Source organism: Mucilaginibacter sp. SG538B (assembly GCF_013376065.1).
Lineage (GTDB): Bacteria > Bacteroidota > Bacteroidia > Sphingobacteriales > Sphingobacteriaceae > Mucilaginibacter > Mucilaginibacter rubeus.
In genome coordinates, this window is sequence record NZ_JABMJI010000003.1 from 610,510 (window position 1) to 635,345 (window position 24,836).

Genomic DNA, 24,836 nt, shown 5'->3' on the forward strand with positions numbered 1-24,836 from the left:
AAAATGACTCAATGACTCAATGAAATAATGACAAAAATCATGAGTCAATCAACATCACATATATTAATGATCCGCCCGGTTAATTTCGGATTTAACGAAGAAACCGCTGCAAGCAATGCTTTCCAAAACCCTGATGCCGAAAAAAATGGCGTACAGGAAAGAGCCTTGAGTGAGTTTAATAGTATGGTTAACATTTTGCGCCATAATGGCGTAGATGTTAGCGTTGTAGATGACACCCCACAGCCCTATACACCCGATTCAATATTTCCTAACAACTGGGTATCTTTTCACAACGATGGCGGAATTTTCCTTTACCCCATGCAGGCCGAAAACCGCCGGCTTGAGCGCAGGGAAGATATCATAACTGACCTGGAGGATAAATTTAAAGTAGCCCATGTAATTGACCTGAGCCGTTTTGAGCACGAGCACCGCTTTCTGGAAGGCACCGGCAGCATGGTACTTGACAGGGAGAATAAAATAGCATACGCCTGTTTGTCTCCCCGAACAGATAAAGATGTGCTTAATTATTTCTGTGAGCAATCGGGTTATCAGCCCATTAGTTTTGAAGCTGTAGATGAAAAAGGCAAGGCTATTTATCATACCAATGTATTGATGTGCATCGGCAGCCGGTTCGCGGTGATCTGCCTAAACAGTATTCCTAACCCGCATGAAAGAATAACGGTTATCGAATCGTTAAAATCATCGCACAAAGAAATTATTGAAATCACTTTTGAGCAGATGAGCCAGTTTGCAGGCAATATGCTGGAGGTGCAGAACAAAGCCGGTGATACTTTGATCGTGATGTCGCAAAATGCTTTTAGCGCTTTAACTGAGGCGCAGCGTTCCGCTTTACAACAGTATGGCAAATTGGTTCATGCTGATATCAATACCATTGAAACAAACGGCGGCGGCAGCGCAAGGTGTATGATGGCAGAGGTGCATTTACCGACTATTTAACTTAGCAGCTATCGAGCGAAGGCACTGCAGAGATAAAGAATTATCATTATGACGATATGCATAAGCAGGTACTTATCCTTAAACATACGTTATTAATTAGGATTTTTTACTAACGAATAAGCCCCTTCGTCAGGGGCCTATTCGTTAAGTATCCAATTAAACAGCTATTTAAGTTTATTCTGTAATGAAATAGAGGTAAGCCTGTTTTTGCTTCATTTTTGAGCGTACGCGTTTAAAACTATCTTCAATGTCTTTACGCTCGTCTTTTTCGGTCACTTCCATAAAGGCTTCCTGGTAATAGCCTAAGGATTTATTCCAGTCCTTTTGCTTTTCATAAAATAAACCAAGCAGCTCAAAGGTGCGGGCCTTGTTCACTCCCGGTGTGGTTAAAGCCTGGGCCGAAATGGTTGAAACCAGCTTATCCATTCCCAGGAATACTACCAGGTCAAGATAATGGGTGTAATTATCCGGAAAAGATGGCTCCAGCTCCATACAGGTTTTAAAATGATAACCTGCGGTTTGGTAATCCTGGATCTTGTAATAGTAGATCATCCCTAACTGGTAATGCGCCCTTGCAAAAAATGGCTCATCTGTAATGATCTGGTTTAATATGTTTAAGCCCTTAGGTGTCTCTCCGAACGATAGTTCATCAACAGCCTGGAGGTACTTTTCTTCTATTGAATAATAATTGTCCATATAAATTTCAAATTCAGTTAGGCTTACGTTTATGTAAGGCTTAATGTTATACTAATGTGGTAAATGCAGGATCGGTTTGGATGCTTCGAAAGCACTACACCGGAGTAGAGAAGAGAATTATCGACACAAAACCCTTCTGCTGTGACACCATGGGCCACATTATTGTTGAGCAGATTGATTTATTAAACAGCATCGGTTTGTACTTTATGAATACAAACTTACAATTATTGAACGAGAAAAGCAAGAGAGGAAGTGTTCATGCACAGCCCAATACCCTGTGCATGAGGTTTATTGCCTTTATATGACTTGAAAAAGCAATGTAAAAAAAATAGCAGCCTAAAATTAAGCTGCTATTGCATTTTGTTTAACCGCCTCAATCAGGAAGTTGTTTTTTAATTCTTTTTCAGAGATCATTACGCTGAAATCATCAAACTTAACGCCATGTTCAAGCGGGTAAAGTACATAGCCGCGTTTAAGGGCATCATATGCGCCAAGTTCAAATATTTCGTCGTGCTTTTTGCCTTTTATTTTCGCACCGCTTACTAACTGGTAAGCGTCGGATATGGTTTCAAAATTATTGTTTTTCATAGTACAGGTAGCTATGCAATTACTTTGCCAATTTTTATGCAAACCAGTCGAACAGGTCGTTTTGTTTTAAAGAAGCTTTGGCCGTACCCGATAAGTCGTTAATAATCAACCCCTCACCCATTTGTATTATTCGTGTGCCATAATTAAAAGCATCCTTCAAATTATGCGTAATGAATACCGCCGTTAAATTAAAATCGCGGATTAGTGTATCAGCTGTCCGCATCACCACATCGGCCGAGCGTGGGTCGAGGGCCGCGGTAGGTTCGTCCAGCAATAAAACTTTACAACTATCCATTACACTCATCAGCAGGGTAAGCGCCTGCCGCTGCCCGCCCGATAAAGTACCCATTGGCTGGTCTATCTTATCCTGCAAACCCATGCCAAGGCCGGCTACTTTTTCCTGCACCTGTTTTTTAAAAGCGTCATTTACCCCAACGGATAAACCTTTTCTTTTTGTGCGGATAGATGCCAGCCGGAAATTATCTAATATGCTCAAATCGGGCGCAGTGCCACTCAATGGGTTTTGAAATACCCTTGCAATCCACCGGCTGCGTTTGTAATCAGGCATGTTGGTTACATCGTTACCGTCGATACTTATAGTGCCATTATCGGGCGATACGCTGCCGGCAATTAAATTAAGCATCGTGGTCTTGCCTGAGCCATTAGAACCAACTATCACCAAAAACTCACCGCTTTGTATCTCCAGCGTAATGCCATTAACCGCGTTTACCTGGTTGGCTTTACCTTTATTAAATGTTTTATGTACGTCGGTTATCGTTATCATGATGATCTTAATAAGGATAAACGCGGCAGGCTTACAATTACCAGCACAAAACCGGCGGTAACTATTTTAAGTAATTTAGGGTCGACACCAACTGAGAGTGTAAACGCCAAAACCAGCTGAAATATCACTGCCCCTGCTAATACCAATACCAAACTTAACCATACCGAGGTAAGCTTAAACCAATTAATTAATGTTTCGGCAATGATCACCGATCCTAACCCTACTATCACAATCCCAATACCCATGCTGATATCTGCAAAACCCTGGAACTGGGCCACCAGGTAGCCGCTCAAAGCCGTGAGCGCATTGGCCAGTGCCAGCCCGGTAATTTTCATCCTGTCGGTATTTACGCCTAATGAACGGATCATGGATTCACTGTTACCTGTAGCCCGCATGGCTATGCCAAAATCGGTTTTGAGCAGGTAGCCGATCAGAAAAGTGATCACGATAACAAAAATGGCAAGGATCCAGAATGTATTTTGATTAGGGTCGTTCACAACACTTACTATAGTAAATAACGAAGGCAAATTGATAAGCGGTAAATTTGAGCGGCCTAAAATAGTAAGGTTAACCGAGTAAAGCGCCGTCATAACCAGGATGCCGGCCAGCAGTGCATTGATCTTTAATTTGGTATGAATAATGCCGGTAAGCGCCCCCGCTGCTGCGCCTGCCAAAAGCACAGCAGGTAAAATAACATAGGCAGGCTGATGATTGGTCAGCAATACTGCCGTAACCACGCCACCCAGTGTATAACTGCCATCGGTTGTGATATCCGGAATATTGAAGATTTTCATGGATATATAGATCCCCAGCGCTATGGCCGAAAAGCACAGGCCCTGCAGTAAAGCGGTAAGGTAAAAATCCATTTATTTTACAGGCTCAAAATTTGGCGGAATGGTAATATTATATTTTTTAGCAGCAGCCGGGTTATATACCCTCTTTCTGATCTTTACCATTTCGGGTTGCAGGCCATCGGTTTTATGAGTTTTAAGAAATTGGGCTGCCTGCTCGCCGGCTTGGTACCCCCATTGATAAATATCAGCCCCAAAAGCAGCGACGGCTCCACGCTGTACCAAACCTGCTTCGCTTGTAAAAATCGGGATGTTTTTTTGATTACAATTTTTAAGGATAGTTTCAAAAGATGCAAAAACGGTATTGTCCGGATTGGCAAAAAAGGCGTCGATGTTTTTACTTAGCAGCGACTGCGTAACCAACTGCGCATCGGCAGATGTATTTAACGGAAGCGCAACAATATCAACGTTTAGCCCTGCAGCCAATGATTTAATACGATTTAAGGCATCGGCCGATTGCGGCTCCGACTGATTATAGATCATCCCGATAACCAGCTTTGCGCCTTTAGGCTTAAGCAGTTTGGGAATAATGCTAAACGAAGTATCAATATAATTTAACTCTTCTACTGCGCCGAAAAGGTTGGCGGGCGCTTTCCCGTTGGCATCAGTTACCTTCATGCGTTCGGCAGTTGGGGATACCATGGCAAAAACCGGGATATATTTTGTTTTTTGAAGCGCTGTTACCGTTGATAGCGTTGTACACGTTGCCAACAGGTTAACACTATCAGTAACAAAGTGGTTAACTATCTGTGTAAGCGTTGGGATATCGCCCTGGGCATTGCTGTACTCAATCTGCACGGTCTTTTTTTCTTCGCTGAAACCATTTTTGTTCAAAGCATCGGTAAAACCTTTGCGGGCCTGGGATATGGTGGCATCTTCAAAAGCGTCAACAAAACCAACTACAGGCACCTGCATTGATTTGGTTTTGGGTTTACAGGATACAAAAAAAACAAGTAATATAGTTACCGGCAGATATTTGATAAACTTCATTTTACTAAATTAACTTTTTAGCCGTAAAGCTGAAAGTACAATGGCAAAAGCCGAAAATTGTTTTACAATAAGATTATCATTATACGAAAGCTTAAAGCAGAACACACAAAGCCAAGCCGGCAAGCCGATTGTGAAAGTCGGTTAATTATATATAATAATTTACTGCATTACCTTTCCGGGTAATGAGCTAACAACTATTCAACCCTAATATGATTAAAACACAATAATTTTAAAGCAGCTCCTTAAGCCCGGCAAAATTACTGATAGTTGCTACCATGCCATCAGGCACAACGCCAAAACCATAATTTGCAAAAATAAAAGGTACACCGGCTTGTTTGGCGGCATTGTAATCGCCCATGGTATCACCTACATAAACCGGAGCTTTCAATTGGTGGTCGTTAACCACATCTTTGATATTATCGGCCTTAGGGTTTCCTTTTGTGCCAAAACACTGATGCCCAAGAAAATGGCCATGCAATTGGTTCAGATCCAAAAACAGTTCGATATAACCGTTTTGGCAATTGCTTACAATATAAAGCTTATAGTTTGCGGCAAGATATTTAAGCGTTTCTTCTAACCCGGGGTACAGCTCCCCTCCTTTGGTATGTAATATTTCCAGCTCACTTACAGCACAAAGCGATTGTACTTCTTTACGTTGCTCAATATTTAGTTCCGGGAATAATTTATCAAAAATGGCATCGTAGGTCATTCCGGTGATGGAACGCACACGTTCCTGCGTCATTTCCTCTTTAATATAATCAACCTTGCTTATAGCTGCCTGCCAAGCAAGAGCTACGTTTGCAGTGCTATCCCAAAGGGTACCATCAAGATCAAAAATTATGCTGTCGTATTTATTTTTAAGCGAATCATTCATATCGCCGGCAAAAGTAAAGGTTTTTTATTCCTGCCGGCTATCAGATTGATGTTAATTTAGGAAGTAAAGAAATATGGGGTTATTGAGCTGTAAGTACCCTTATCATATTATTAAAAGTATCAGCCACATACACCTTCCCTATTCCTACAGACAGACCATAAGGAACTGAAAAACTTGCCTTAGAACCCTCTCCATCGGCCAATCCCGAAAAACCTGTACCCGCAACCGTGGTAACCTGTCCAAAAGTATCAACAGCCCTGATAAAATGGTCCGAATCCCCTACATAAATGTTACCCTGATTGTCGGCGGTTATACTTACAGGTGCGTTAAAAGTAGCAGTATTACCAGCACCATCTGCCGAGCCTTTGATTCCGTTACCGGCCAATGTCGAAACAACGCCATCAGAAGTAATCTTCCTAATCATGTTATTGCCCAAATCTGTTACATAGAGGTTACCCGACAAACCAATTACAATACCTGTAACCTGTGAAAAACTTGCTGCAGTTCCTGTTCCATTTGCTGAGCCACTTACACCCGAACCTGCAAACGTAGTCACAACACCGGCCGGAGTTATTTTACGGATCTTATAAACATCGGCAACAAATAAATTTCCACTTCCATCTACCGCTATTCCGGTTGGCGCACTGAAGCCTGCAGCTGTGCCTGCACCATCAACCCCGTTCGCCCCTCCCCCCGCCAATGTAGTAACAGCACCTGCCGAAGTTATTTTCCTGATCACTTTACCTGTACTTTCGGCTACATATAAGTTACCGTTCCCATCCAGTGTTATATCCTGAGGATTGTTAAAACTGGCAGCGGTACCAATACCGTCAGTGTCTCCCTGCGCACCACTCCCGGCAAAAGTAGTAACTACACCAGCCGGGGTTATTTTACGGATCAGGTTATTGCCAGCATCAGCTACATAGATATTGCCTGCTGCATCTGTGATCATACCGCTGGGCCTGTTAAAAGACGCTGTCGTTCCGGTGCCATCAGCTTTGCCCGGATTTATATTGCCTGCAAATGTGCTTACTACAACCTTTAGCGCCTGGGGAGCGTTATCATTATTTTTTTTTGAGCATGCGGAAACAGCAAGTAAAACTATTAGGCATGATATGGTCACTTTAAAAAAGGCTAATTGAGTTTTTTTCATAATGTAGTTTTAGATCGATGACCTCTTAATTGGTTTTATTGTAGATAAATGTAGTGAGCCAAATGAATTAAAATCAGGAAAAGCTAACCTGATTAAACACTAATATCACAACTGAAAATTTATTCATCTTTTAAACAAGTTTACGAATATAAACTACTGTTTGTAACAGCGTAAAAAGTTTAATTTTTTTTATCGATCTTATAACGTTATATCAAATTTTCTTTCTACATTTAACTATTCATCTGTATCTATTAAAAAATGCGTAAAACTACGTACGCAAAACGGTGAAATCCCTGATTATTTTTTATAAAGCGTTGGTTATTTTTGGAGCATAATATGTTTCTGAACATCCGGAGGCATCTTTTAAAAACTTATACCTTGCTTATGAAATTATTCTACCATTTTCTTGTTTTGGTTGCGGCGTCTCTCATTTTGGTAGCTTGTGCCAATATGTTTTCCTCAACACCCGAAAAAAAAATCGATAAACCTGCGCAACGCAGCGGCATCTACTTAGGCAAAGATTCATTGTATAATTCAGAAATAAACACCCGGCTCACATTCTCGGATTCTTATTACTATGATGTTTTAAACCGGTATACAATCGGCAACCACCAGGCCTGGCACCAAATCAATAACAATTTATTTATTGCGGCAAATTACCTGGGCCTTAATCCAATCGAAAAATAATTTAGTTTAATAGTTAGTTAATTAGTTAGGAACAGTTGTAAACAGTCGCCGCAGAACGCTCCGACTGTTTTTTTATGATCAGAATTTGGGAAATGAGCCCAGGCCAAAAAATATGGCGAATAAAGGGATAGCCAGCAAAAAGTATGCTTTTGCCAATTGCCTGTCATCGGCATTCCCAACTACAAATACATTATATAGATCGGCCTTCAGTGATTTAAGTTTCGCTTTCATGATAATAGATTTTAAGTAATTATAAACAGCTTAATTTCAAACACTTATTTAATTTACATAAATTAAGCTTGTTATTATTATGACTGTAGCCGCAGGTTTTGGTTTAAATGAAAATGCCCTTAATTTTTCAATCAAGGGCATCTGTATGTATTTCAATCAATTAAATTATTCCGGCTTATCCTCGCTCATCTCCGGATGATAATGCAAGCCCGGTGTAAGCCAGTGCAAAAGCATCACTCTTGAATACCTGAAATTAAACGGCGCTAAAATTACCGCTACCCCTAAAATAATAGTTACATACAACCAGGGGTTACTGCTACCTGTTAAAACGCTGATAGCAACTGCCAGTGTAACCATCTCGGCAACGTTAAGCGCATAACTGGCAAACATTGCTACATAAAAATAACCGGGTTCACGCTCATACACCAGGCCGCAGTGTGAACAGGTTTTATACATCTCCTGTCCTTTAAATTCATACATACCGGTGATAAATAAGTCTCCCCTCCTGCAACGCGGACATTTGGCGTTTACAAAGGCAGACCAGGCGGATAATTTATATTTAGGGGTTTCCATAACGTTATGATTTATTGTTTAAGGTTTTTTTTCTGAACTCTTCGGGGGTAATGCCCTCAATTTTTTTAAAGAACTTGGTAAAATAGGAGTTATCGCTAAAATTAAGGTTAAAAGCTATTTCACTTATATTAAGTCGCGGATTAGTTAATAGCCTTTTTGCTTCAAGCAAAGTACGGTTACGGATCACCTCTCCTGCCGACAGGCCAAGCACATCTTTACATACCGCATTTAAATGATTGGGGGTGATATAAAGCAGTTCTGCATAATCTTTAGGAAGCTTTACATCGATATAATGCTGTTCAATCAGCTTCTGAAAGTTACGGATCAGTGTTTGATTATAGCCCTGTTTGCCAAAGCTATCGCCTTTGCCCTGGCAACGATTTATCAGAATGAAAAGCTGAAGCATAAGCACCCTTACCATATCGCTGCCCAAAACTGCAGGCTTTTCAACTTCAGATACAATCCTTTCAAAAAGGGCAATGATTTCGGGTAACTGGTTGGCAGGTAAGTCAACTACTTCATCCTTTGGATTGCCGTTCAAAAAGTTAAAATTGTCAAAGTAGCCTGAGCGTAATAAAAACGACTGGATAAACGAGCTTGAGAAATTGATGATATAACCGTCAGTAAAACCTTCAAAAGCCCATGAATGCACCTGCCCGGGAATCATAAAGTAAATCTGCCCCGGCCTTACCTCAAAGCTTTCAAAGTCAATGGTATGTGATCCTCCGCCATCAGTAAACAATACCAGGTGGTAAAACGAGTGGCGGTGCGGGAAGAAAAGGTTTTTATGAGCATCCAAATAAGACGCAAACCTGCTGATCAGGATGTCATCCTGTTTAATATCATCGGCAAGTGTGCAAATATCAATTGTTGGAATACTTTGTAACATGACACAAAACTACACACAATAGCTTTGCCCTTAATGGTACTATTTTTATTTTGTATGGTACTAATCAACGATTGACATTTTTTTGATAAATCACGTCCATTTTTGGATGATATCTTCCAGCCGTTCAAAAGTAAAAGGTTTACTTACAAAATCTTTCATACCGGCCTGGGTGCATTCACGCTCATTTTCGCTAAGCACGTTGGCTGTCATGGCAATAATAGGCGGAGCGCCTTTACCATGCTTTGTTAATATATGGCGGGTAGCCTGTAAACCATCCATTTCGGGCATTTGAATGTCCATAAATATCAGATCGTAGTTACACTGCTCAACCATATTTACCGCGGCCAGTCCATTTTCGGCAATGTCAATATTATAACCAACCTTTTTAAAAATCTTACTGGCTATTAACTGGTTCATTTTATTATCCTCGGCCAATAAAATGCGTAAAGGCCGGTACTGAAAAGCTTCCTTTTCATCCGGTTGCATCTCCGGTTCAATAATACCATAGGTAACATGTAAAGGCAAGGTAAAGCTAAACAATGAGCCCTGGGCTTCCTTACTTTCTACCCAGATTCTGCCGTGCATCATCTCCACAAGTTTTTTGCAAATGGATAAGCCCAGCCCCGTACCGCCATATTTGCGCAAAGCGGTAGTATTTACCTGTGAAAATGGTTTAAATAACTGTGCTAATGCCTCTTCACTTATGCCAATCCCGTCATCTTTGATGCTAAAGGTTATGTCCTGGACGTTGTTCCTGATCTCAGATGCTGTGACGCGTAAACTTACCGAGCCTTCGTCGGTAAACTTAATGGCATTTCCGATCAAATTAACCAGGATTTGCTGAAGCCTGCCCTCATCTGCTATTACATAGTTTGCTACATTAGCATCAACATCATAAGTTAAGCTTAGGGGTTTGTGAAGAGATGTAATGGCCGGTTCGGTAATCTCAATAACTGTTTTTATACAGTTACGCAAATGCGTTGAAACCGGGTGAAGGACCAGTTTATCTGCTTCGATTTTTGAAATATCAAGAATATCACTGATGATGTTAATCAATAAATTACTGCTCGATTGTAAAGTTTGAAGCAGTTCCTGTTGCTCGGGCTGTAAATTGGTGCGGGATAGCAATTGAGCGGTACCGATGATACCATTAAGTGGTGTGCGAATTTCGTGGCTCATATTGGCCAGAAAATTCGATTTGGCAAACGTGGCCGCCTCAGCCTGGTCACGTGAGGCCGAAAGTTCAATTTGAGAAGCTTGTAACTCTTCACTCTTATGAATCAGGTCGCGCTTATCGGTTTCGTGGCTTTTTTTAATAAAACCTACCAGTAGCCCAACAGTCAATATGTTTACTACAGCCGAAGTGATGAGGTCAGATTCTTTTGATGCCGTGCTATCATAAGGCTGTACTAAACCAGGAAAATGTTTTTCAATAAAGTAGCATCCTAAAAATATAGCTATCAGCGCGCCAATAAAAATATAATGATATCGTTTTTTTACAAGCAGGGTTATAAGTACAATAAAAAAGACTCCCGAAAGCGTTGTTGATCCGGAGATACCGCCATTGTAAAACCAGCCCGGAATAATTGCAAACAGCCCTAAGCAAATGTAAATGACGGTTGCATCCTCTTTATACTTAACAAACCTGCTCCTGTAAAAAGCCCAGCCCGACATCAGGATTACAAAAAGCTCGACAAGCTCAAGCTTATAACTTAAGCCTAAAAACAAATTGCAGATTAGCGAAAAAACGCTGCTGGCACAAATGAATAATGAGAGCGCATTAAACAGCTTATTCTCCAGCGACAAATCAGGCATCCCGTAGCCAATAATCCGCTTCAGTTTTTCCATTTAAAATAAAAAATTAATTAGAGAGAACTCTTTATACTCAAAAACAGGGAGTTCGGTTTAGTAAATAAACTATTTTTCAGGAAATATTTAAAACTTTAGTGTTTAAAAAAGTAAAAAACAGGATATTATTGTTTAATAATTAAAATTAAAAATCAATGTAATTATTAAGTAATCCAAAGTCAGTGATTGAAATGTTAATCAGGCAACTAAAAACAAACAGCGCAACTTTCATTTAAAAAGCGCGCTGTTATATATAGTGAAATATAAATTAATATTTAATAAACACTGGCGATATTCAGCATTTCAATAGCTTCATTATCTAATTTCAAAGCGGCTGATTCAAAAAGATCAGTAAGTTGCTCCAAACTGGTGGCACTAACAATGGGTGCTGTAATACCAGGCCTTGCAATTAACCAGGCCAGTGCAATTGCCGACTGACTGGTTTGATACTGCCCGGCAAGGTCGTCCAGGACTTTTAATATTCTGTAGCCTCTTGGGTTAAGATATTTTTTGACCATACCGGCGCGGCTGCTTCCCTTCAGGTCGGCTTCCGAACGGTATTTGCCGCTTAAAAAACCGCTGGCCAACGAAAAATAACTGATCACCCCAAGGTTTTGCTCTTTAATGAAAGGCTCGTAAGTAGTTTCATATTTTTCCCTGTCGAACAGGTTATATTCGGGCTGAAGCGTTTGATAAGCTACCAAGCCTTTTTCAATACTCGTTTTGAGCGACTCATGCAACCGTTCGACAGACATATTGGAAGTTCCTATAGCCCTCACCTTACCGTCCTGCATCAGTTGATCATAAGCACGCAGGGTTTCTTCAACCGGGGTTGAGGGGTCATCGTAATGGGTTTGATATAAATCAATATAATCAGTTTGCAAGCGCTTTAATGAAGCCTCGGCCGATTTAATAATGTAATCCTTTTTAAGCCCTTTACTGCCCGAATCCATTTCGGCGCCTACTTTAGTGGCTATAACTACTTTATCGCGTTTGCCGCTTTGCTTAAGCCAGTTACCAATTTCGGTTTCCGATTCGCCGCCTTTATTGCCCTCGACCCAGCGCGAATAAACATCAGCGGTATCGATAGTGTTAAAACCGGCATCCACAAATGCATCCAATAAAAGGCCCGTATCTTTGCCTTTAACAGTCCACCCAAACACATTTCCGCCAAAAACCAATGGCGCTGTTGATATGCCGGATGCTCCTAATTCACGATTTTTCATAATAATTTATTTAGGGTATTACAGGGATAAAGCGGCGTTAAGCGTATTTGTTTGTCAGCATAATGAAATAAAGGCTCAATCTGTAATGATGTTACAAAACGCACAAAACTTAACAAATTAGAGATTGAGAAGACATATCCTCAGCCAAAACTAAGTACATTTGCGCTTTGTTAACTTAATATAATGGCTAAAGTTTCTATCAACCTGGCAACAGGCTCATTGCAAAAAGAAGAGATCATTGTAGGTATTGATCTGGGTACCACCAACTCGCTGGTAGCATTCATTAATCCTGATAAAAACCCGCAGGTAATTAATGATGCCGGTAAAGGTGTACTGGTTCCATCTGTAGTTCATTTTGGCGATGCCGGCGATGTGCTGGTTGGTAATGAGGCAAAAGAGTTCCTGATAACCGATCCACAAAACACCATATTTTCGGTTAAACGCTTGCTGGGCCGCAGTTACCACGATATTGAAAACTACAAAGACTTTTTTAGCTATAAAGTAATTGACGATGATACTGAAAGCCTGGTTAAGATCAAAGTAGGCGATAAATTTTACACCCCTATCGAGCTATCGGCCCAGATATTGAAAGAACTTAAGGCACGCGCCGAACATGCCCTTAAAACCCCGGTTAACCGTGCTGTGATCACTGTTCCGGCATATTTTAATGATTCGCAGCGCCAGGCCACCCGTGATGCTGGTAAACTTGCGGGGCTTGATGTATTGCGGATAGTTAACGAACCTACCGCGGCAAGTTTGGCTTATGGGATAGGCCTCAACCCCGAAGAAACTAAAACTATAGCGGTTTATGACCTTGGAGGCGGTACGTTTGATGTATCCATACTGCAAATTCAAAACGGCATTTTTGAGGTATTATCTACCAATGGCGATACCTTTTTAGGTGGTGATGATTTTGACCGCATTATAGTTGATTACTGGATTGAGAAAAACCAGCTTAATAAAGCCGAAGTCCTTGCAAATAATGAGCTGGCCCAGCAACTACGCTTAAAGGCCGAAGAAGCCAAAAAAGCCTTTGCCCACCAAAGCCTGGTTAATGATAAAATAGGCGAGATCTGGTGTACGCTTGACCGCACTACTTTTGAAGAACTGATATTACCAAAAGTACAGCAAACCATCACCAGTTGCCGAAACGCACTTAAGGATGCTAAACTAACTATCGATCAGATTGATGAAGTGGTTATGGTTGGCGGCTCAACCCGTACGGCATTGGTTAAACGTATGGTTGCTGAGTTTTTTGGTCGCCCGGTGCATGATGATGTGAACCCTGATGAAGTAGTTGCTTTAGGCGCCGCCATACAGGCCGATATTTTAGCAGGCAACCGTAAAGATATTTTACTATTAGATGTTACCCCCTTATCCTTAGGTATTGAAACTATGGGCGGCCTGATGGATGTGATCATCCCCCGAAATTCTAAAGTGCCAACCAAAGGCGGCAGGCAATATACGACATCAATAGACGGACAGGTAAACATGAAAATTGCCGTTTACCAGGGTGAGCGCGATCTGATCAAAGAAAACCGTAAACTCGCCGAGTTTGATTTAAAAGGCATCCCTTCCATGCCTGCAGGTTTCCCTAAAGTTGATATTAACTTTTTATTGAATGCCGACGGCATCCTAACCATACAGGCCATCGAACTACGTTCGGGCGTAAAGCAGGAGGTTGAAGTAAAACCAACCTATGGCATTACCGACGAACAGGTGGAACAAATGCTGATGGACAGCATTACCCACGCCAAAGATGATGTAAATCAGCGGATGCTTATTGAGGCGCGCACTGAAGGCGAACAAATGGTTTATACCGTTGAACGCTTCCTGCAAAAAAATGCTGATTATGTTTCGGTTACAGAAATTGCCGATACCACCAAACTTGTTCAGAAACTGAAAGAGGCCCTCACCAGCGGCGATAAAGACCTGATACTAAAAACAATTGATGAGCTTAACGAGTTCACTCGTCCGTTTGCCGAACGCTTGATGGATCAGGCAATAAGTACAGCTATGAAGGGCAAAAGTATAGAATAGGCACAGATATTGCTCATTAAGTCAAAAATCTTAAAATTTGAAAAGGACAATTTCTGCTTTAGCCCTGTTTATTTTTATTGCCGTTGCTAATACGGCCTGTTCTACAACCCGCAAACATTTCCGCGATACGTCGGCAAGGTCATCCATGCTGGATACTTTAAAGTACGATTCGCTGATGAAAAAACTGGCCAACGGCGATAAAAGTGGTCGCTGGCCGGTAAAAACCAAAGAATATCCGCTTCCCGGAGCTATTTTACCATTTAACCGCATTGTAGCGTTTTATGGTAACCTCTATTCAAAAAACATGGGCGTGCTGGGCCAATACCCACGCAAAACCATGCTCAATAAATTAAAGGAAGAGGTAAAGAACTGGGAAAAGGCAGATACAGCTACTAACGTGGTACCGGCCTTACATTATATCTGCGTAACGGCCCAGGCCGATGCCGGTCGCAACGGCCTGCATAATCTGCGGATGCCTTTTAGCCAGATTGATACCGTGATTAGCTGGGCAAAAAGCATCAACGCACTTGTGTTTTTAGATATCCAGGTTGGCTTCAGCACAGTACAAACCGAATTGCCTTTATTAGAGAAATACATGAAGATGCCAAACGTTCATTTAGGCATCGACCCGGAATTTTCTATGAAGGAAGGCAGTGTGCCCGGCAAACGCATAGGTACCTTTGATGCCGATGATATTAACTACGTAACCGGCTACCTGGCCAAACTGGCAAAAAAGAATGACCTCCCACCTAAAATATTTGTTGTACACCGCTTTACCAAACGCATGGTAACCAACTATAAGGATATTAAATTACGTCCCGAAGTACAGGTAGTGATGGATATGGATGGCTGGGGCGGCCCGGAACTTAAAAAAGGCACTTACAAATATTTTATTTCAGAAGAGCCTGTACAGTTCACCGGCTTTAAACTTTTTTATAAAAACGACTTAAAGAACGAACCACACAGGATGCTTACGCCTAAGGAAGTGTTAAGTCTGAAGCCTGCCCCTATTTATATTCAGTACCAGTAGTGATGAACTATAAGACTTACGAAGCTTTAAAAGCTTCGTAAGTTGTAAGTTATTCAGTATTGGTAAAAGTTAACATTTTGGTTAAACTGGTTTCATATATTTAACCCATCTAAGCTTTATATATGAAACTTTTATTAAAGTATGTTTCTCTTTTTTCCTTTGTTATTTTAGGAAACTGTGCCTCTGCTTAAAACGGATTGCCCGCTGTTAACAATACATCTAACAAGCAAAACATGGACTTACAAATGGATCAACAGACGCCTCTCGCTATGTGGGACTTTTGGAGTGATCACAACAAGAGTACCAACAACCCAGCGTATACTTTCCTGGTAACGATGCGCAACGGATCTAAAAAAGAAGTTAAGTCCAGAATTTACGTAGATGCCTATGCACACAAAAGTTATCTGCTGTTTGTTGACCAGTCACTATCTAAAGCGGATACAAACAGGGAACAAGTGATATATCCGGAACAAACTATTGAAATAGCCCGAAACCTTACACCTCCATCAGCTGAAAAAAATGCCAATACTTTGGCCCCCAATTATTATGCAGGTATTGCTAAAGATAGCTGCTGGATGTTCAAGTTTATAAGCGGTCATATCAGTGCATACTCGCTTTTAAGCGAGCCTGAAGGAAAAATGTTCAATCCCAAATCCATCGTTGCCATTCAGCTTAACAATGGGCCAATTGTGCAATACAGCGAAGAAAATCTTAGGGCAATGGTTGGCGACGATCTTGATGCCATTGAAAGCATCCAATGGAAAAATTATCTTCAGGCCATAAAAAGGTATAACCGGAATAGTGGAAAAATCAACAAAAAATAATAGTGCTTTAGTATTAACACAACTATAAAAAGAAAGTCCCCGGTTTCCCGGGGATTTTCTTTTTAACTTATTTTCCTAATGCTTCCTGCTCTTTCAGGGCGGCTATATTATTGCTATTGCTAAAGTTTTCAGTCTGATTAGCAAAATCCTCAAGGATAGCTGCAATAGTATCCAGGTTTTCGGATACGCGCTGGTGCATATCGGGCAGATCTTTTTCAAGGCGTTTATCACCAAGTTCGATATTATCAACTTCTATTTTAGTTAACTTAGCAATAATAGCCTGCTGGCTGTTTTTCAAGTCTTCCAGTTCATGGACAATTTTTTCCATCAGTCCAAATTTCTTTAACTTATCCATAATGTGTGGTTTTAAGTATCACTTTACATTTTAACCACACCAATAAAAAATTGTTTCAGATTTGGATTTAACACCCATAACTATTAACTTAGTTCAACTAAATAATTAGTTATGAAAAATCTATTTATAACCCTATTCCTTATCCTACCAGTATCGCAATTATGCGCTCAGCAAGCCGCTAATGATTCGCTCCTGCTTGATTATTATCAAAACCAGCGTTTTGCCGACGCGGCAGATTACCTCAAAAAAATATATCCCGAGCCCGTTACCGACATAAAAGTATTGGCTAAACTGGCCTACACCTCCAAAATGGCCTCCCGTCTGCCCGATGCTGAAAACTATTATCAACGTATTTACGCTACGGATACCACCAGCCTAACTAACTTGTATAACATGAGCGAGATCATTAAAAGGCGCGGTAATAATAAAAAAGCGATCGTGTTTGTAAAGAAGATCCTGTTGAAAGATACCACCAACTTTGATGTGTATAAGCAACTGGCAGACCTGTCGCAAAATTTAGGCGATATAGAGGGGAGCATTGTATATCTGCAAAAAGCCAATAAGATCAATCCGCTTAATCCTGATGTGGCATATGACCTGTCGTCCTTCTTCATCAACCTTAAACTATATGGCAATGCTGAAAATATTATCGACAAAGCACTTGTTGCCGATACTGCCAATTTGCTGCTCCTGAAAGGCAAGGCCCAGGCCTCGTACGCATTAAAAAGATATCCGGTAACTATTGCTATTACTAAAAAACTGATGGATGCAGGTGAGCAGGCCGGCAGCATTGTATCCATGCTGGCCACTTCTTATTACATGACCGGCAGCTATCCGGATTGTATTAAAACTTTTAAAACATTGGAGGACGGCAATACCGGCACCGAAGCTTCATACTATTATACAGCCATGAGCTACAAAGCCCTGCACAATAACTCAAAAGCGATAACTTACTTGGATAAGGCCATTGAAGAGGCCATATCTACGGGTGTGAGCTCCTATTACAGTGAAAAAGGTGATTCGTACGACAGGCTGCACCAGCTTAAAAATGCAGTTCAAGCTTACCAGAAAAGCTTGCTTTATAAACCGGACCCTATTACCTATTATGCCCTTGCAACCCTGTATGATACCGAACTTAAAAATAAAGCAACAGCTATTAAGTACTATAAAAAGTACCTGGCAGGCAAGCCAAAAGAGTCACAAAAAACTTATATCGCTTACTCCAAACAGCGCATTAAATCATTAGGGATTTAGCGTTGCATCAAACGGGCAACGTATTTGCCTATGATATCGAACTCAAGGTTAACCTGGCTGCCAACTTGCACATTATGCAGGTTGGTATGCTCAAATGTATATGGAATAATTGCTACAGAAAAGCTGTTGGCGTGCGAATTAACCACGGTTAGGCTGATACCGTTTACACAGATAGATCCTTTTTCTACGGTTACATTACCACTTGCTGCATCATATTCAAAAGTGTATTCCCAGCTGCCGTCAAGTTCTTTAAACGCGGTGCAAACAGCCACCTGGTCAACATGGCCCTGAACAATGTGGCCATCGAGCCGGGCATTCATTTGCATGCAGCGTTCCAGGTTTACCGGGTCGCCAACTTTGAGCTGGGAAAGATTGGTTTTATTTAAGGTTTCCTCAATCGCGGTTACCACGTGCAAGCCATCGGCTAAAGCCACCACAGTAAGGCATACACCATTGTGCGCTACCGATTGATCGATCTTGAGCTCGTGCGATATAGCCGATTCTACTGTAATATTAAGGTTGCCTTTTTCCTGCTGCAGATCGGTGATCTTCCCTAAAGTTTCTATAATTCCTGTAAACATATGCTTCCCGGCCCGTTGAAAGGGGCTATTTTGATTGGCTCAAAGCTAAAATATTTTGCACTATGGTTTGTCAGCAGTAAATGAAATTATTTGAAACTTGAGAACAGGTCTTTACGCTTATTGCGAAGATCTTTGCCACCCTCCAATACCGATTTCAGATTGGCCAGATAAAATGTCCAGCCAAGTTGGCATTGCACATAAAGGTTTTTTTCGGGGTCTGCTTCCTCGGGGATGTTTTCCTGCACCAGTTCAACAATAACAACGCCCAGTTTAGCAGTGATAGATACACTCACTATACTACCGCCTGTAAAAGTAAATTTTATGAAATCGGCACCGTTGGCTTCCAGCACCTGCCCGTTTTCGGAAATGGTATCATCAAACCCATGCCAATGCCAGGTATAAGTATCCTCTTTTTTTATAAACTCCTGCGGTTCGCGCTGGCGGCCTGCTATGGCAAAAAAATCAGCCTTACGCAAAAACCAGGTTTCCAGGCCTTCGGGAGTAGCCCAGGCTTCATACATACTGCGTACGTCCGTATCAACATCAGCAGTTACTTTAAATTTGCTCCATCTGTTGTCTGCCATAATAATTGTATATCGGTTTGGGGCGTTTGTATCAAAAATAACAATTATAATTAAGCCTTTCATTAACTTGCCTTTAAATCTTAAACATGCCAAAGCAAAGCGCAGGGATCTTATTATACCGTAAAGCAGCTCATGGTTTGCAGGTATTTCTTGTACATCCGGGCGGGCCGTTCTTTAAAAACAAAGATGAAGGCTCGTGGTCGGTACCCAAAGGTGAATATCTTCCCGATGAAGATCCCCTCATGGCGGCAAAGCGTGAATTTCAGGAAGAAACCGGGCATGAAATAACCGGGGATTTTATTGCGTTGAACGCTATCAAACAAAAAGGGGGTAAAACGGTACTGGCCTGGGCTGTTGAAGGCAGTATTGATCCGGGAAATATCAAAAGCAATACATTTGAAATAGAATGGCCGCCTCGCTCAGGAAAAAAACAAACTTTTGATGAAATTGATCGTGCCGAATGGTTTGATATGGCGACAGCAAAAATAAAGATCAACCCTGCTCAGGCAGCTTTGATAGATGAACTGGCCGCGATCAACAATTATTAAATCTGCTTCCTGTTCTTGATCCAGTTGCTTGAGTTAGCTACCTCCACCGGGGCTGCAATTGAAACCCTTTTTTTGCTCAAGAGCTGTTCCATTACTATTGCTGCTACTATAGCTTCATCCTCGCGACTTTCGCGCAGCACCTCGGGCGAAAAATATTTTTTTACAAAATGGGTATCAAAATTACCAGAGGTAAAAGCTTCGTGCTGCATTACAAAACGGCCGAAACCGAGGGTGGTAGTAATACCGGTGATCTGATATTCATCTATAGCCCTTATCATCCGCTCAATTGCTTCAGCGCGGGTATCCGCAAAGGTTATCAGCTTGGCTATCATCGGGTCGTAATAAATGGGAATCTCCATGCCTTGCTCAAACCCATCGTCTACCCGTACACCGGGCCCTTTGGGCGTTATATAAGTTTGCAGCGTACCAATATCTGGCAGGAAATTATTAGCCGGATCTTCGGCATAAACACGCAGTTCGACGGCATGACCATGAATTTTCAGATCTTCCTGTTTAAAACTGATAGCCCCGCCCCTTGCAATTTTAATTTGCTCCTTTACAAGGTCAATACCGGTTATCAGTTCCGTAACAGGGTGCTCAACCTGTAAACGGGTATTCATTTCCAGGAAATAAAAATTCAAACCTTCATCCATGATAAACTCAACCGTACCCGCTCCTGTATAATTTACAGACCGGGCTACATCAACCGCACAACGCCCCATCTTTTCCCTGATTTCAGGCGTTAATATTGCCGATGGAGCTTCTTCAACTACTTTTTGATGGCGGCGCTGTACCGAGCAGTCACGCTCAAACAGGTGCACGATATTACCATGCGTATCGCCAAGTACCTGGATCTCGATGTGTTTGGGGGATGATACATAGCGCTCAATGAAAACAGAGCCGTCGCCAAAAGCTGATGTAGCTTCAGATACCGCTAACTGCATCTGCTCTTCAAAGTCTGCCGGGCTTTCAACAATGCGCATCCCTTTACCCCCGCCCCCCGCAGCCGCTTTGATCAATATTGGAAAACCTACCTCAATAGCCCGTTTCTTAGCTTCGTTAACATCAGTAATGGCTTCCTCCGTTCCGGGGACCATCGGGATATTATACCTGAGTGCCGCAGCTTTGGCCGATAACTTGTTACCCATTACTTCCATGGCCTCGGGAGAAGGGCCAATAAGAATAAGTCCCGAATCCTTAACCAGCCTGGCAAAACCGGCATTTTCGCTCAAAAAACCATATCCCGGGTGGATACCTTCGGCCCCGGTTTGCTTACATGCAGCTATGATCTTTTCTCCAATAAGATAGGATTGACTGGATGGAGCTTCCCCGATATTTACAGCCTCATCGGCATAGCGCACGTGCAGGGCGTCCCGATCAGCATGTGAGTAAACCGCAACGGTTTTAATACCCATTTCGCGCGCCGAGCGCATAATTCGTAAAGCTATTTCACCACGGTTGGCAACCAGTATTTTCTGCATAAAACAAATGTAATTGATTTACACAAAAAGATACTACATACCCAATGCTTATAAAACGATTGAAATATTATTTGGGTGCCCACCTGTAGGTTTTACGGGAGCACTTATAACAGATATATTTTTTAAAGGGTAAACCCAACAATAAAAATTTGGCAAGGCTGCTCCGTTTGATACGGCTCAACCGGCTTTTGCAATTCCGGCAAAATAAATCGCTGGAATTTGTTGAGACATTAGCTTGCTCCTGTGGCTTAATCCGAAACTCAGCAGTCATTTATTAATTATGATAATATTAAAGGTTACAATAATCAGTCCCCGGTTTCATAAATCAACATTGCAAATTTGATCATAAATCAACCAGCAATTCCTAAATAAAACCAACGAATCTTTATCGTGTATAAAGATCGTTACCAAGCATGAATTTTTCATGAATACAGTTTGAAGCTATCTGTCAAAAAGGATAAATATTCAATAGTTAAATACAAAATCCTTAACCTAATTTTTACTTGCAGGTAAACACAGCTGATAATAACCCCTATAAAACAAAAATGCCCCTGGGATCACCAAAGGCATTTAATTATACTAATACGCTTGTTAATTATGGCTTAGTTGGCGCAGGGTTGCCCGGGGCAGGACCAGCAGGCGGCGGACCAGGCTGACCACCCGGACCTTTTCCGTCAGGTACCATAACCTCAGGATGAGCTGTACCACGGTGACAGGTATTGCAGTTAACACCACTTTGCATAATCATGCCTAAAGAATCCTTTTTGGCATGAAAATACTTCTGATTAATTTTGTTCATCATTTTATACATATCGCGCGCCATTGCTTTTTCAGGCTTGGCATCGCTTGCCCAATCCATCTTTTTAGTTTCTTCATTACGGGCATGGCAAAAGTTGCAATGTACACCTAATGAATGTTCCCAATCTTCCATAACCTTGTGCAGGTTCTCGCCCGAAATGTTTTTTGGCAAAACCTTAAGATTTTTAAAACCTTCGTCCTGTGGTTTAATGTTGGTCATGGCGCCAAACACTACTATGGATAGCAGACCGAGTGTAACTAATAATTTTTTGTTAACAGGCATAATTGTCATGTTTAAGTCATCTAAATTAAATCATTGGTTTTAATGTTGCAACATTTTTAAGCAAATGATTGAATTATTCACGGTAACTTCATTATTACAGAAGCATGTTTCCCGATAGTTAACCTGGCCGGACTACGCATTGCTGCCGACATTGTTAAGAAACTAAGTATTTTAGGAATAACTCAAGGTTCCTCCACGAGTTTAAGTTTGCTCACAAAATTGCTTGTCGTTTAAACAGCAAGTCGTCGTGTTTCGCCCCTCTGGGGGCAAAGGGCATTCTATAACTTTACGAGCTACAAGCCTTTTGCACCTTTGGTGCATCTGTCCTTGGGCAATTAATACATGTTTAATAAATTGTAAAATCCCCCAGAGGGGGAACAGGTTTGTAGAAATTGATTAAAGCAGAGAAAGGGAACACTAAATTACTTTTGCATTACCATTACACCATTCATGAGCAGGGTGCTACCGCCATCGGCAACAATGTTATATACTCTTTGTACACCGCCCGCGTGTTCTGTTTTTTGCAGTACGGTGAAAGTTTCATATTTGCCGGTTAGCTCGTTCAGGCAAAGTACTTCCTGGCCGGTAGCTACCTCTCCTATTTTTATATTGCCCTGTTTGGTTAACATAGGGTGATTAGGTGTTGCCTGTAACACTTTACTATTCAGTTTTACCTGCCTGCCTTCGGCCGTGTTTTTTGTTTGGGCCGATACCAGTACCAGTTGCGTTAAAGCGTAGTTTTTGGCCTCATGTATGGTAAGCTCTTTTACTTTTACAGCTGCACTTTTTTTAGTCAACGGATCAACCGTTATTACCTCATCGCCACTTTTCACAGCTTTCAACATTTTTTTATCGCCATTGGCCATGGTAACCAGTTCTTCGCCAGGAAAACAGATATCATTGCCATAGGTAGCTGCCTCTTCCTTCAGATCCTTACCCGCGTTAAGTGCCTTATATTGTTGAAAGCTAACTTCCTTTGACAGCACGTACGACAGCTTCAGGATAAAGTTCTGCTCCACTTTGTTGATATTATCAATATCCTGAAAATACTGCTCCCAAACTTTAGCATCGGCAGTAAAATCGGGCACGAGGGCTTTGTAAAGCTTGCCTTTTTCGTTGGTATAAAACACCATCAGACCTATTTCCTGCATACCTTCTTTGGCAACCAGTTTATACAGGTCGATACGTTTTTTCAAGCCGTCGGCCCCGGTTATAAAATAAGGCTTACGGTTTTCATAACGGTCAAGTACGTAGGTATTTTCAAATTTAACGTAGGTGTCATTATCCAAATTAGCAATCGCGAATGATTGCGCCTTTTTATACTCATCCATAGTAAGCGGACGAGGGTTTACAGTTTGCGCCTGGGCAAAATACAATGAAGAGCTTAGTAATAGTGTTAATGTTAGTTTGTGCATTTTAGAAAAGATTCAAGATATCAGGATTCAAGAGCCAAGAAGTTTGCTGTAATTTTCAGAGCCGGGAGCAAGAAACTTTTCTTCTTGTCTCCTGACTCTTGATTTCATGCTTCTTAAAACTCAGGACAATTGTTTAAACGCATCGGCAAAGGCTTCCATTTCGTCCATGCGGCCAATGCTTACGCGGCACCAGTCTTTGCCGTTAAATTGCCAGTTACGAATGCCTACGCCGCGCTTTATCATTTCGCCGACAAATTTTTTGCCGTCCATTTTAAGCGGGAACATCACAAAGTTTGCCGACGAGGGGATGTATTCATATCCTTCTTTTTTAAGCACCGAGTACAGGTACTCCTTAGAAGCATTTGTTTTTTCCAGGGTTTCTTTCAGAAATGCTTCTTCGCGATAACCCGCTATGGCGGCGGCGAGTGTAGTTGCGCTAATACTCCAGGCCTGGGTAGTATATTTTTCTAATGTTTTGATGGTATCCGGCTGCGATATAATATACCCGAGCCTTAAGCCGGCAAAGCCATAAAGTTTTGAAAAGGTACGTGCAACTATCACATTATTACCCGATTTGACAGAACTTATCATACTTGCAGCTTTCGGATCAGGCAGGTAATCTATATAAGCCTCATCAACAAAAACGGTTGTTTTTTTTGATACCCGCTCGCAAAAGGCCTTTAACTTTTCGGTATCAACCACGGTAGCGGTTGGGTTGTTGGGATTGCATATATAAACCAAACCGGTATTGTCATCAACCTTTGCTTCCATGGCGTCCAGGTCGAGTTTATAATCGACGGTCAGCGGCACTTTTACCCACTTTCCCTCAAGCGCCTGAGCCCTGCCTGGCAGGTCATCATATGAAGGGTCGCCGGTGATTACGCTTTTACCACCTTTAGTAAAATGCATGGCAGCCGCAAGTAAAAGCGGGGTTGAGCCTGCATCCATCAGTATATTATTTGAGTTTACGCCTTCGTACGCAGCAATTTTCCCATAAATCTGGGACAGCTGCATAAAAGGGTACTGATAACTTTTATCAATAGCATCCTGAATGGCTTTTTTAACAGTAGCCGATGGGCCAAACGGATTCTCGTTAGCAAGGAGCCTTGCTTTTAATTCAAAGCCTGCATTGGTAATAGCTTCCTGGTCGGTTAGGCCGCGGGTTAAGGGTTTAAATACACGGGCCGGCATGGCTGCCAGCTTACCAATTGTTCCTGAAAAAAGGGCCAGTCCCCCGGCCATAAATGCACTGGATTTGATCCAGTTTCTGCGGTTAATTGTACTTGACATGGTGGT

Annotated in this window: 26 protein-coding genes; 7 read left to right on the top strand and 19 right to left on the bottom strand. The window is 41.7% G+C overall.

Annotated elements, in window-relative coordinates; all coding sequences use genetic code 11:
* Nucleotides 1-39: 39 nt before the first annotated feature.
* Nucleotides 40-957 (top strand): citrulline utilization hydrolase CtlX, encoded by a 918-nt coding sequence (gene ctlX / locus FHW88_RS18545; RefSeq protein ID WP_090527648.1) that lies wholly within the window; start codon nt 40-42, stop codon nt 955-957.
* A 174-nt stretch (nt 958-1,131) separates the two neighbouring features.
* Here the strand turns inward: ctlX and FHW88_RS18550 are convergent, their stop codons facing one another.
* From FHW88_RS18550 to FHW88_RS18580, 7 genes are all read right to left on the bottom strand, one after another.
* A complete protein-coding gene (locus FHW88_RS18550; protein WP_090527040.1) occupies nt 1,132-1,653 on the bottom strand; it encodes a tetratricopeptide repeat protein in 522 nt (173 codons plus the stop codon).
* Nucleotides 1,654-1,995: 342 nt separating this feature from the next.
* A complete protein-coding gene (locus tag FHW88_RS18555) occupies nt 1,996-2,241 on the bottom strand; it encodes a hypothetical protein (protein WP_091162656.1) in 246 nt (81 codons plus the stop codon).
* 34 nt (nt 2,242-2,275) lie between these two features.
* A complete protein-coding gene (locus FHW88_RS18560) occupies nt 2,276-3,025 on the bottom strand; it encodes an ABC transporter ATP-binding protein (protein ID WP_176627465.1) in 750 nt (249 codons plus the stop codon).
* On the bottom strand, nt 3,022-3,891 hold the full coding sequence (locus tag FHW88_RS18565; protein WP_176627466.1) for an ABC transporter permease: 870 nt from the start codon (nt 3,889-3,891) through the stop codon (nt 3,022-3,024). Before FHW88_RS18565 ends, FHW88_RS18560 begins: the two co-directional genes overlap by 4 nt.
* On the bottom strand, nt 3,892-4,866 hold the full coding sequence (locus tag FHW88_RS18570) for an ABC transporter substrate-binding protein (protein WP_176627467.1): 975 nt from the start codon (nt 4,864-4,866) through the stop codon (nt 3,892-3,894).
* A gap of 229 nt (nt 4,867-5,095) precedes the next feature.
* On the bottom strand, nt 5,096-5,740 hold the full coding sequence (locus tag FHW88_RS18575) for an HAD family hydrolase (protein WP_176627468.1): 645 nt from the start codon (nt 5,738-5,740) through the stop codon (nt 5,096-5,098).
* 79 nt (nt 5,741-5,819) lie between these two features.
* Complete coding sequence (locus FHW88_RS18580) at nt 5,820-6,893, bottom strand: NHL repeat-containing protein (protein WP_176627469.1); 1,074 nt, start codon at nt 6,891-6,893, stop codon at nt 5,820-5,822.
* 384 nt (nt 6,894-7,277) lie between these two features.
* Here FHW88_RS18580 and FHW88_RS18585 point away from each other — a divergent pair, with 384 nt between their 5' ends.
* A complete protein-coding gene (locus FHW88_RS18585; RefSeq protein ID WP_176627470.1) occupies nt 7,278-7,580 on the top strand; it encodes a hypothetical protein in 303 nt (100 codons plus the stop codon).
* 78 nt (nt 7,581-7,658) lie between these two features.
* Here FHW88_RS18585 and FHW88_RS18590 read toward each other — a convergent pair whose 3' ends face one another.
* From FHW88_RS18590 to FHW88_RS18610, 5 genes are all read right to left on the bottom strand, one after another.
* Entirely contained in the window at nt 7,659-7,811 is a 153-nt protein-coding gene (locus FHW88_RS18590; protein ID WP_167516102.1) for a hypothetical protein, read from the bottom strand.
* Nucleotides 7,812-7,976: 165 nt separating this feature from the next.
* On the bottom strand, nt 7,977-8,384 hold the full coding sequence (locus FHW88_RS18595; protein WP_090527025.1) for a DUF983 domain-containing protein: 408 nt from the start codon (nt 8,382-8,384) through the stop codon (nt 7,977-7,979).
* A gap of 4 nt (nt 8,385-8,388) precedes the next feature.
* Nucleotides 8,389-9,273, bottom strand: coding sequence for a helix-turn-helix domain-containing protein (locus tag FHW88_RS18600; RefSeq protein ID WP_090527023.1), 885 nt, complete (start codon nt 9,271-9,273; stop codon nt 8,389-8,391).
* A 90-nt stretch (nt 9,274-9,363) separates the two neighbouring features.
* On the bottom strand, nt 9,364-11,121 hold the full coding sequence (locus tag FHW88_RS18605) for an ATP-binding protein (RefSeq protein WP_176627471.1): 1,758 nt from the start codon (nt 11,119-11,121) through the stop codon (nt 9,364-9,366).
* Nucleotides 11,122-11,396: 275 nt separating this feature from the next.
* Nucleotides 11,397-12,347: an aldo/keto reductase gene (locus FHW88_RS18610; protein ID WP_176627472.1), complete on the bottom strand. Its 951-nt coding sequence runs from the start codon at nt 12,345-12,347 to the stop codon at nt 11,397-11,399.
* Between the two features lie 183 nt (nt 12,348-12,530).
* Here FHW88_RS18610 and hscA point away from each other — a divergent pair, with 183 nt between their 5' ends.
* The 3 genes from hscA to FHW88_RS18625 all read left to right on the top strand — a co-directional run bounded on the left by hscA (nt 12,531) and on the right by FHW88_RS18625 (nt 16,241).
* A complete protein-coding gene (hscA, locus tag FHW88_RS18615; protein ID WP_176627473.1) occupies nt 12,531-14,387 on the top strand; it encodes a Fe-S protein assembly chaperone HscA in 1,857 nt (618 codons plus the stop codon).
* Nucleotides 14,388-14,424: 37 nt separating this feature from the next.
* Complete coding sequence (locus FHW88_RS18620; protein ID WP_090527015.1) at nt 14,425-15,417, top strand: hypothetical protein; 993 nt, start codon at nt 14,425-14,427, stop codon at nt 15,415-15,417.
* 233 nt (nt 15,418-15,650) lie between these two features.
* Nucleotides 15,651-16,241, top strand: coding sequence for a hypothetical protein (locus FHW88_RS18625; protein ID WP_176627474.1), 591 nt, complete (start codon nt 15,651-15,653; stop codon nt 16,239-16,241).
* 67 nt (nt 16,242-16,308) lie between these two features.
* Here the strand turns inward: FHW88_RS18625 and FHW88_RS18630 are convergent, their stop codons facing one another.
* Entirely contained in the window at nt 16,309-16,596 is a 288-nt protein-coding gene (locus tag FHW88_RS18630; protein WP_090527010.1) for a hypothetical protein, read from the bottom strand.
* A gap of 111 nt (nt 16,597-16,707) precedes the next feature.
* On the opposite strand from FHW88_RS18630, the gene FHW88_RS18635 reads away from it, so the two are divergent.
* Nucleotides 16,708-17,850: a tetratricopeptide repeat protein gene (locus FHW88_RS18635; RefSeq protein ID WP_176627475.1), complete on the top strand. Its 1,143-nt coding sequence runs from the start codon at nt 16,708-16,710 to the stop codon at nt 17,848-17,850.
* Here the strand turns inward: FHW88_RS18635 and FHW88_RS18640 are convergent.
* Both FHW88_RS18640 and FHW88_RS18645 read right to left on the bottom strand, forming a co-directional pair.
* Nucleotides 17,847-18,431 carry a riboflavin synthase gene (locus FHW88_RS18640; protein ID WP_176627476.1) on the bottom strand — a complete coding sequence of 195 codons (585 nt, stop codon included), beginning with the start codon at nt 18,429-18,431 and terminating at the stop codon, nt 17,847-17,849. The genes FHW88_RS18635 and FHW88_RS18640 overlap by 4 nt on opposite strands.
* Before the next feature lie 86 nt (nt 18,432-18,517).
* Entirely contained in the window at nt 18,518-19,015 is a 498-nt protein-coding gene (locus FHW88_RS18645; protein ID WP_175489979.1) for an SRPBCC domain-containing protein, read from the bottom strand.
* A gap of 86 nt (nt 19,016-19,101) precedes the next feature.
* Between FHW88_RS18645 and FHW88_RS18650 the strand changes: the two genes are divergently transcribed.
* Nucleotides 19,102-19,563, top strand: a complete 462-nt coding sequence (locus tag FHW88_RS18650) for an NUDIX domain-containing protein (RefSeq protein ID WP_176627477.1) — start codon at nt 19,102-19,104, stop codon at nt 19,561-19,563.
* On the opposite strand, the gene accC is transcribed toward FHW88_RS18650, so the two are convergent.
* The 4 genes from accC to FHW88_RS18670 all read right to left on the bottom strand — a co-directional run bounded on the left by accC (nt 19,560) and on the right by FHW88_RS18670 (nt 24,830).
* Nucleotides 19,560-21,044, bottom strand: a complete 1,485-nt coding sequence (gene accC, locus FHW88_RS18655) for an acetyl-CoA carboxylase biotin carboxylase subunit (protein ID WP_090527002.1) — start codon at nt 21,042-21,044, stop codon at nt 19,560-19,562. The genes FHW88_RS18650 and accC overlap by 4 nt on opposite strands.
* Nucleotides 21,045-21,639: 595 nt before the next feature.
* Nucleotides 21,640-22,125, bottom strand: a complete 486-nt coding sequence (locus tag FHW88_RS18660) for a c-type cytochrome (RefSeq protein WP_090527645.1) — start codon at nt 22,123-22,125, stop codon at nt 21,640-21,642.
* A 422-nt stretch (nt 22,126-22,547) separates the two neighbouring features.
* Complete coding sequence (locus FHW88_RS18665) at nt 22,548-23,540, bottom strand: Hint domain-containing protein (protein ID WP_139159967.1); 993 nt, start codon at nt 23,538-23,540, stop codon at nt 22,548-22,550.
* A 120-nt stretch (nt 23,541-23,660) separates the two neighbouring features.
* Complete coding sequence (locus FHW88_RS18670) at nt 23,661-24,830, bottom strand: pyridoxal phosphate-dependent aminotransferase (protein WP_176627478.1); 1,170 nt, start codon at nt 24,828-24,830, stop codon at nt 23,661-23,663.
* Nucleotides 24,831-24,836 lie beyond the last annotated feature (6 nt).

Coding starts and splice junctions, on each gene's coding strand:
- FHW88_RS18580 (WP_176627469.1), bottom strand. CDS start 6,893: ATGAAAAAAACTCAATTAGCCTTTTTTAAAGTGACCATATCATGCCTA.
- FHW88_RS18575 (WP_176627468.1), bottom strand. CDS start 5,740: ATGAATGATTCGCTTAAAAATAAATACGACAGCATAATTTTTGATCTT.
- FHW88_RS18600 (WP_090527023.1), bottom strand. CDS start 9,273: ATGTTACAAAGTATTCCAACAATTGATATTTGCACACTTGCCGATGAT.
- FHW88_RS18565 (WP_176627466.1), bottom strand. CDS start 3,891: ATGGATTTTTACCTTACCGCTTTACTGCAGGGCCTGTGCTTTTCGGCC.
- FHW88_RS18585 (WP_176627470.1), top strand. CDS start 7,278: ATGAAATTATTCTACCATTTTCTTGTTTTGGTTGCGGCGTCTCTCATT.
- FHW88_RS18550 (WP_090527040.1), bottom strand. CDS start 1,653: ATGGACAATTATTATTCAATAGAAGAAAAGTACCTCCAGGCTGTTGAT.
- FHW88_RS18660 (WP_090527645.1), bottom strand. CDS start 22,125: ATGCCTGTTAACAAAAAATTATTAGTTACACTCGGTCTGCTATCCATA.
- FHW88_RS18645 (WP_175489979.1), bottom strand. CDS start 19,015: ATGGCAGACAACAGATGGAGCAAATTTAAAGTAACTGCTGATGTTGAT.
- hscA (WP_176627473.1), top strand. CDS start 12,531: ATGGCTAAAGTTTCTATCAACCTGGCAACAGGCTCATTGCAAAAAGAA.
- FHW88_RS18590 (WP_167516102.1), bottom strand. CDS start 7,811: ATGAAAGCGAAACTTAAATCACTGAAGGCCGATCTATATAATGTATTT.
- FHW88_RS18605 (WP_176627471.1), bottom strand. CDS start 11,121: ATGGAAAAACTGAAGCGGATTATTGGCTACGGGATGCCTGATTTGTCG.
- FHW88_RS18610 (WP_176627472.1), bottom strand. CDS start 12,347: ATGAAAAATCGTGAATTAGGAGCATCCGGCATATCAACAGCGCCATTG.
- FHW88_RS18635 (WP_176627475.1), top strand. CDS start 16,708: ATGAAAAATCTATTTATAACCCTATTCCTTATCCTACCAGTATCGCAA.
- FHW88_RS18625 (WP_176627474.1), top strand. CDS start 15,651: ATGGACTTACAAATGGATCAACAGACGCCTCTCGCTATGTGGGACTTT.
- FHW88_RS18560 (WP_176627465.1), bottom strand. CDS start 3,025: ATGATAACGATAACCGACGTACATAAAACATTTAATAAAGGTAAAGCC.
- FHW88_RS18595 (WP_090527025.1), bottom strand. CDS start 8,384: ATGGAAACCCCTAAATATAAATTATCCGCCTGGTCTGCCTTTGTAAAC.
- ctlX (WP_090527648.1), top strand. CDS start 40: ATGAGTCAATCAACATCACATATATTAATGATCCGCCCGGTTAATTTC.
- FHW88_RS18640 (WP_176627476.1), bottom strand. CDS start 18,431: ATGTTTACAGGAATTATAGAAACTTTAGGGAAGATCACCGATCTGCAG.
- FHW88_RS18650 (WP_176627477.1), top strand. CDS start 19,102: ATGCCAAAGCAAAGCGCAGGGATCTTATTATACCGTAAAGCAGCTCAT.
- FHW88_RS18570 (WP_176627467.1), bottom strand. CDS start 4,866: ATGAAGTTTATCAAATATCTGCCGGTAACTATATTACTTGTTTTTTTT.
- FHW88_RS18555 (WP_091162656.1), bottom strand. CDS start 2,241: ATGAAAAACAATAATTTTGAAACCATATCCGACGCTTACCAGTTAGTA.
- accC (WP_090527002.1), bottom strand. CDS start 21,044: ATGCAGAAAATACTGGTTGCCAACCGTGGTGAAATAGCTTTACGAATT.
- FHW88_RS18665 (WP_139159967.1), bottom strand. CDS start 23,540: ATGCACAAACTAACATTAACACTATTACTAAGCTCTTCATTGTATTTT.
- FHW88_RS18630 (WP_090527010.1), bottom strand. CDS start 16,596: ATGGATAAGTTAAAGAAATTTGGACTGATGGAAAAAATTGTCCATGAA.
- FHW88_RS18670 (WP_176627478.1), bottom strand. CDS start 24,830: ATGTCAAGTACAATTAACCGCAGAAACTGGATCAAATCCAGTGCATTT.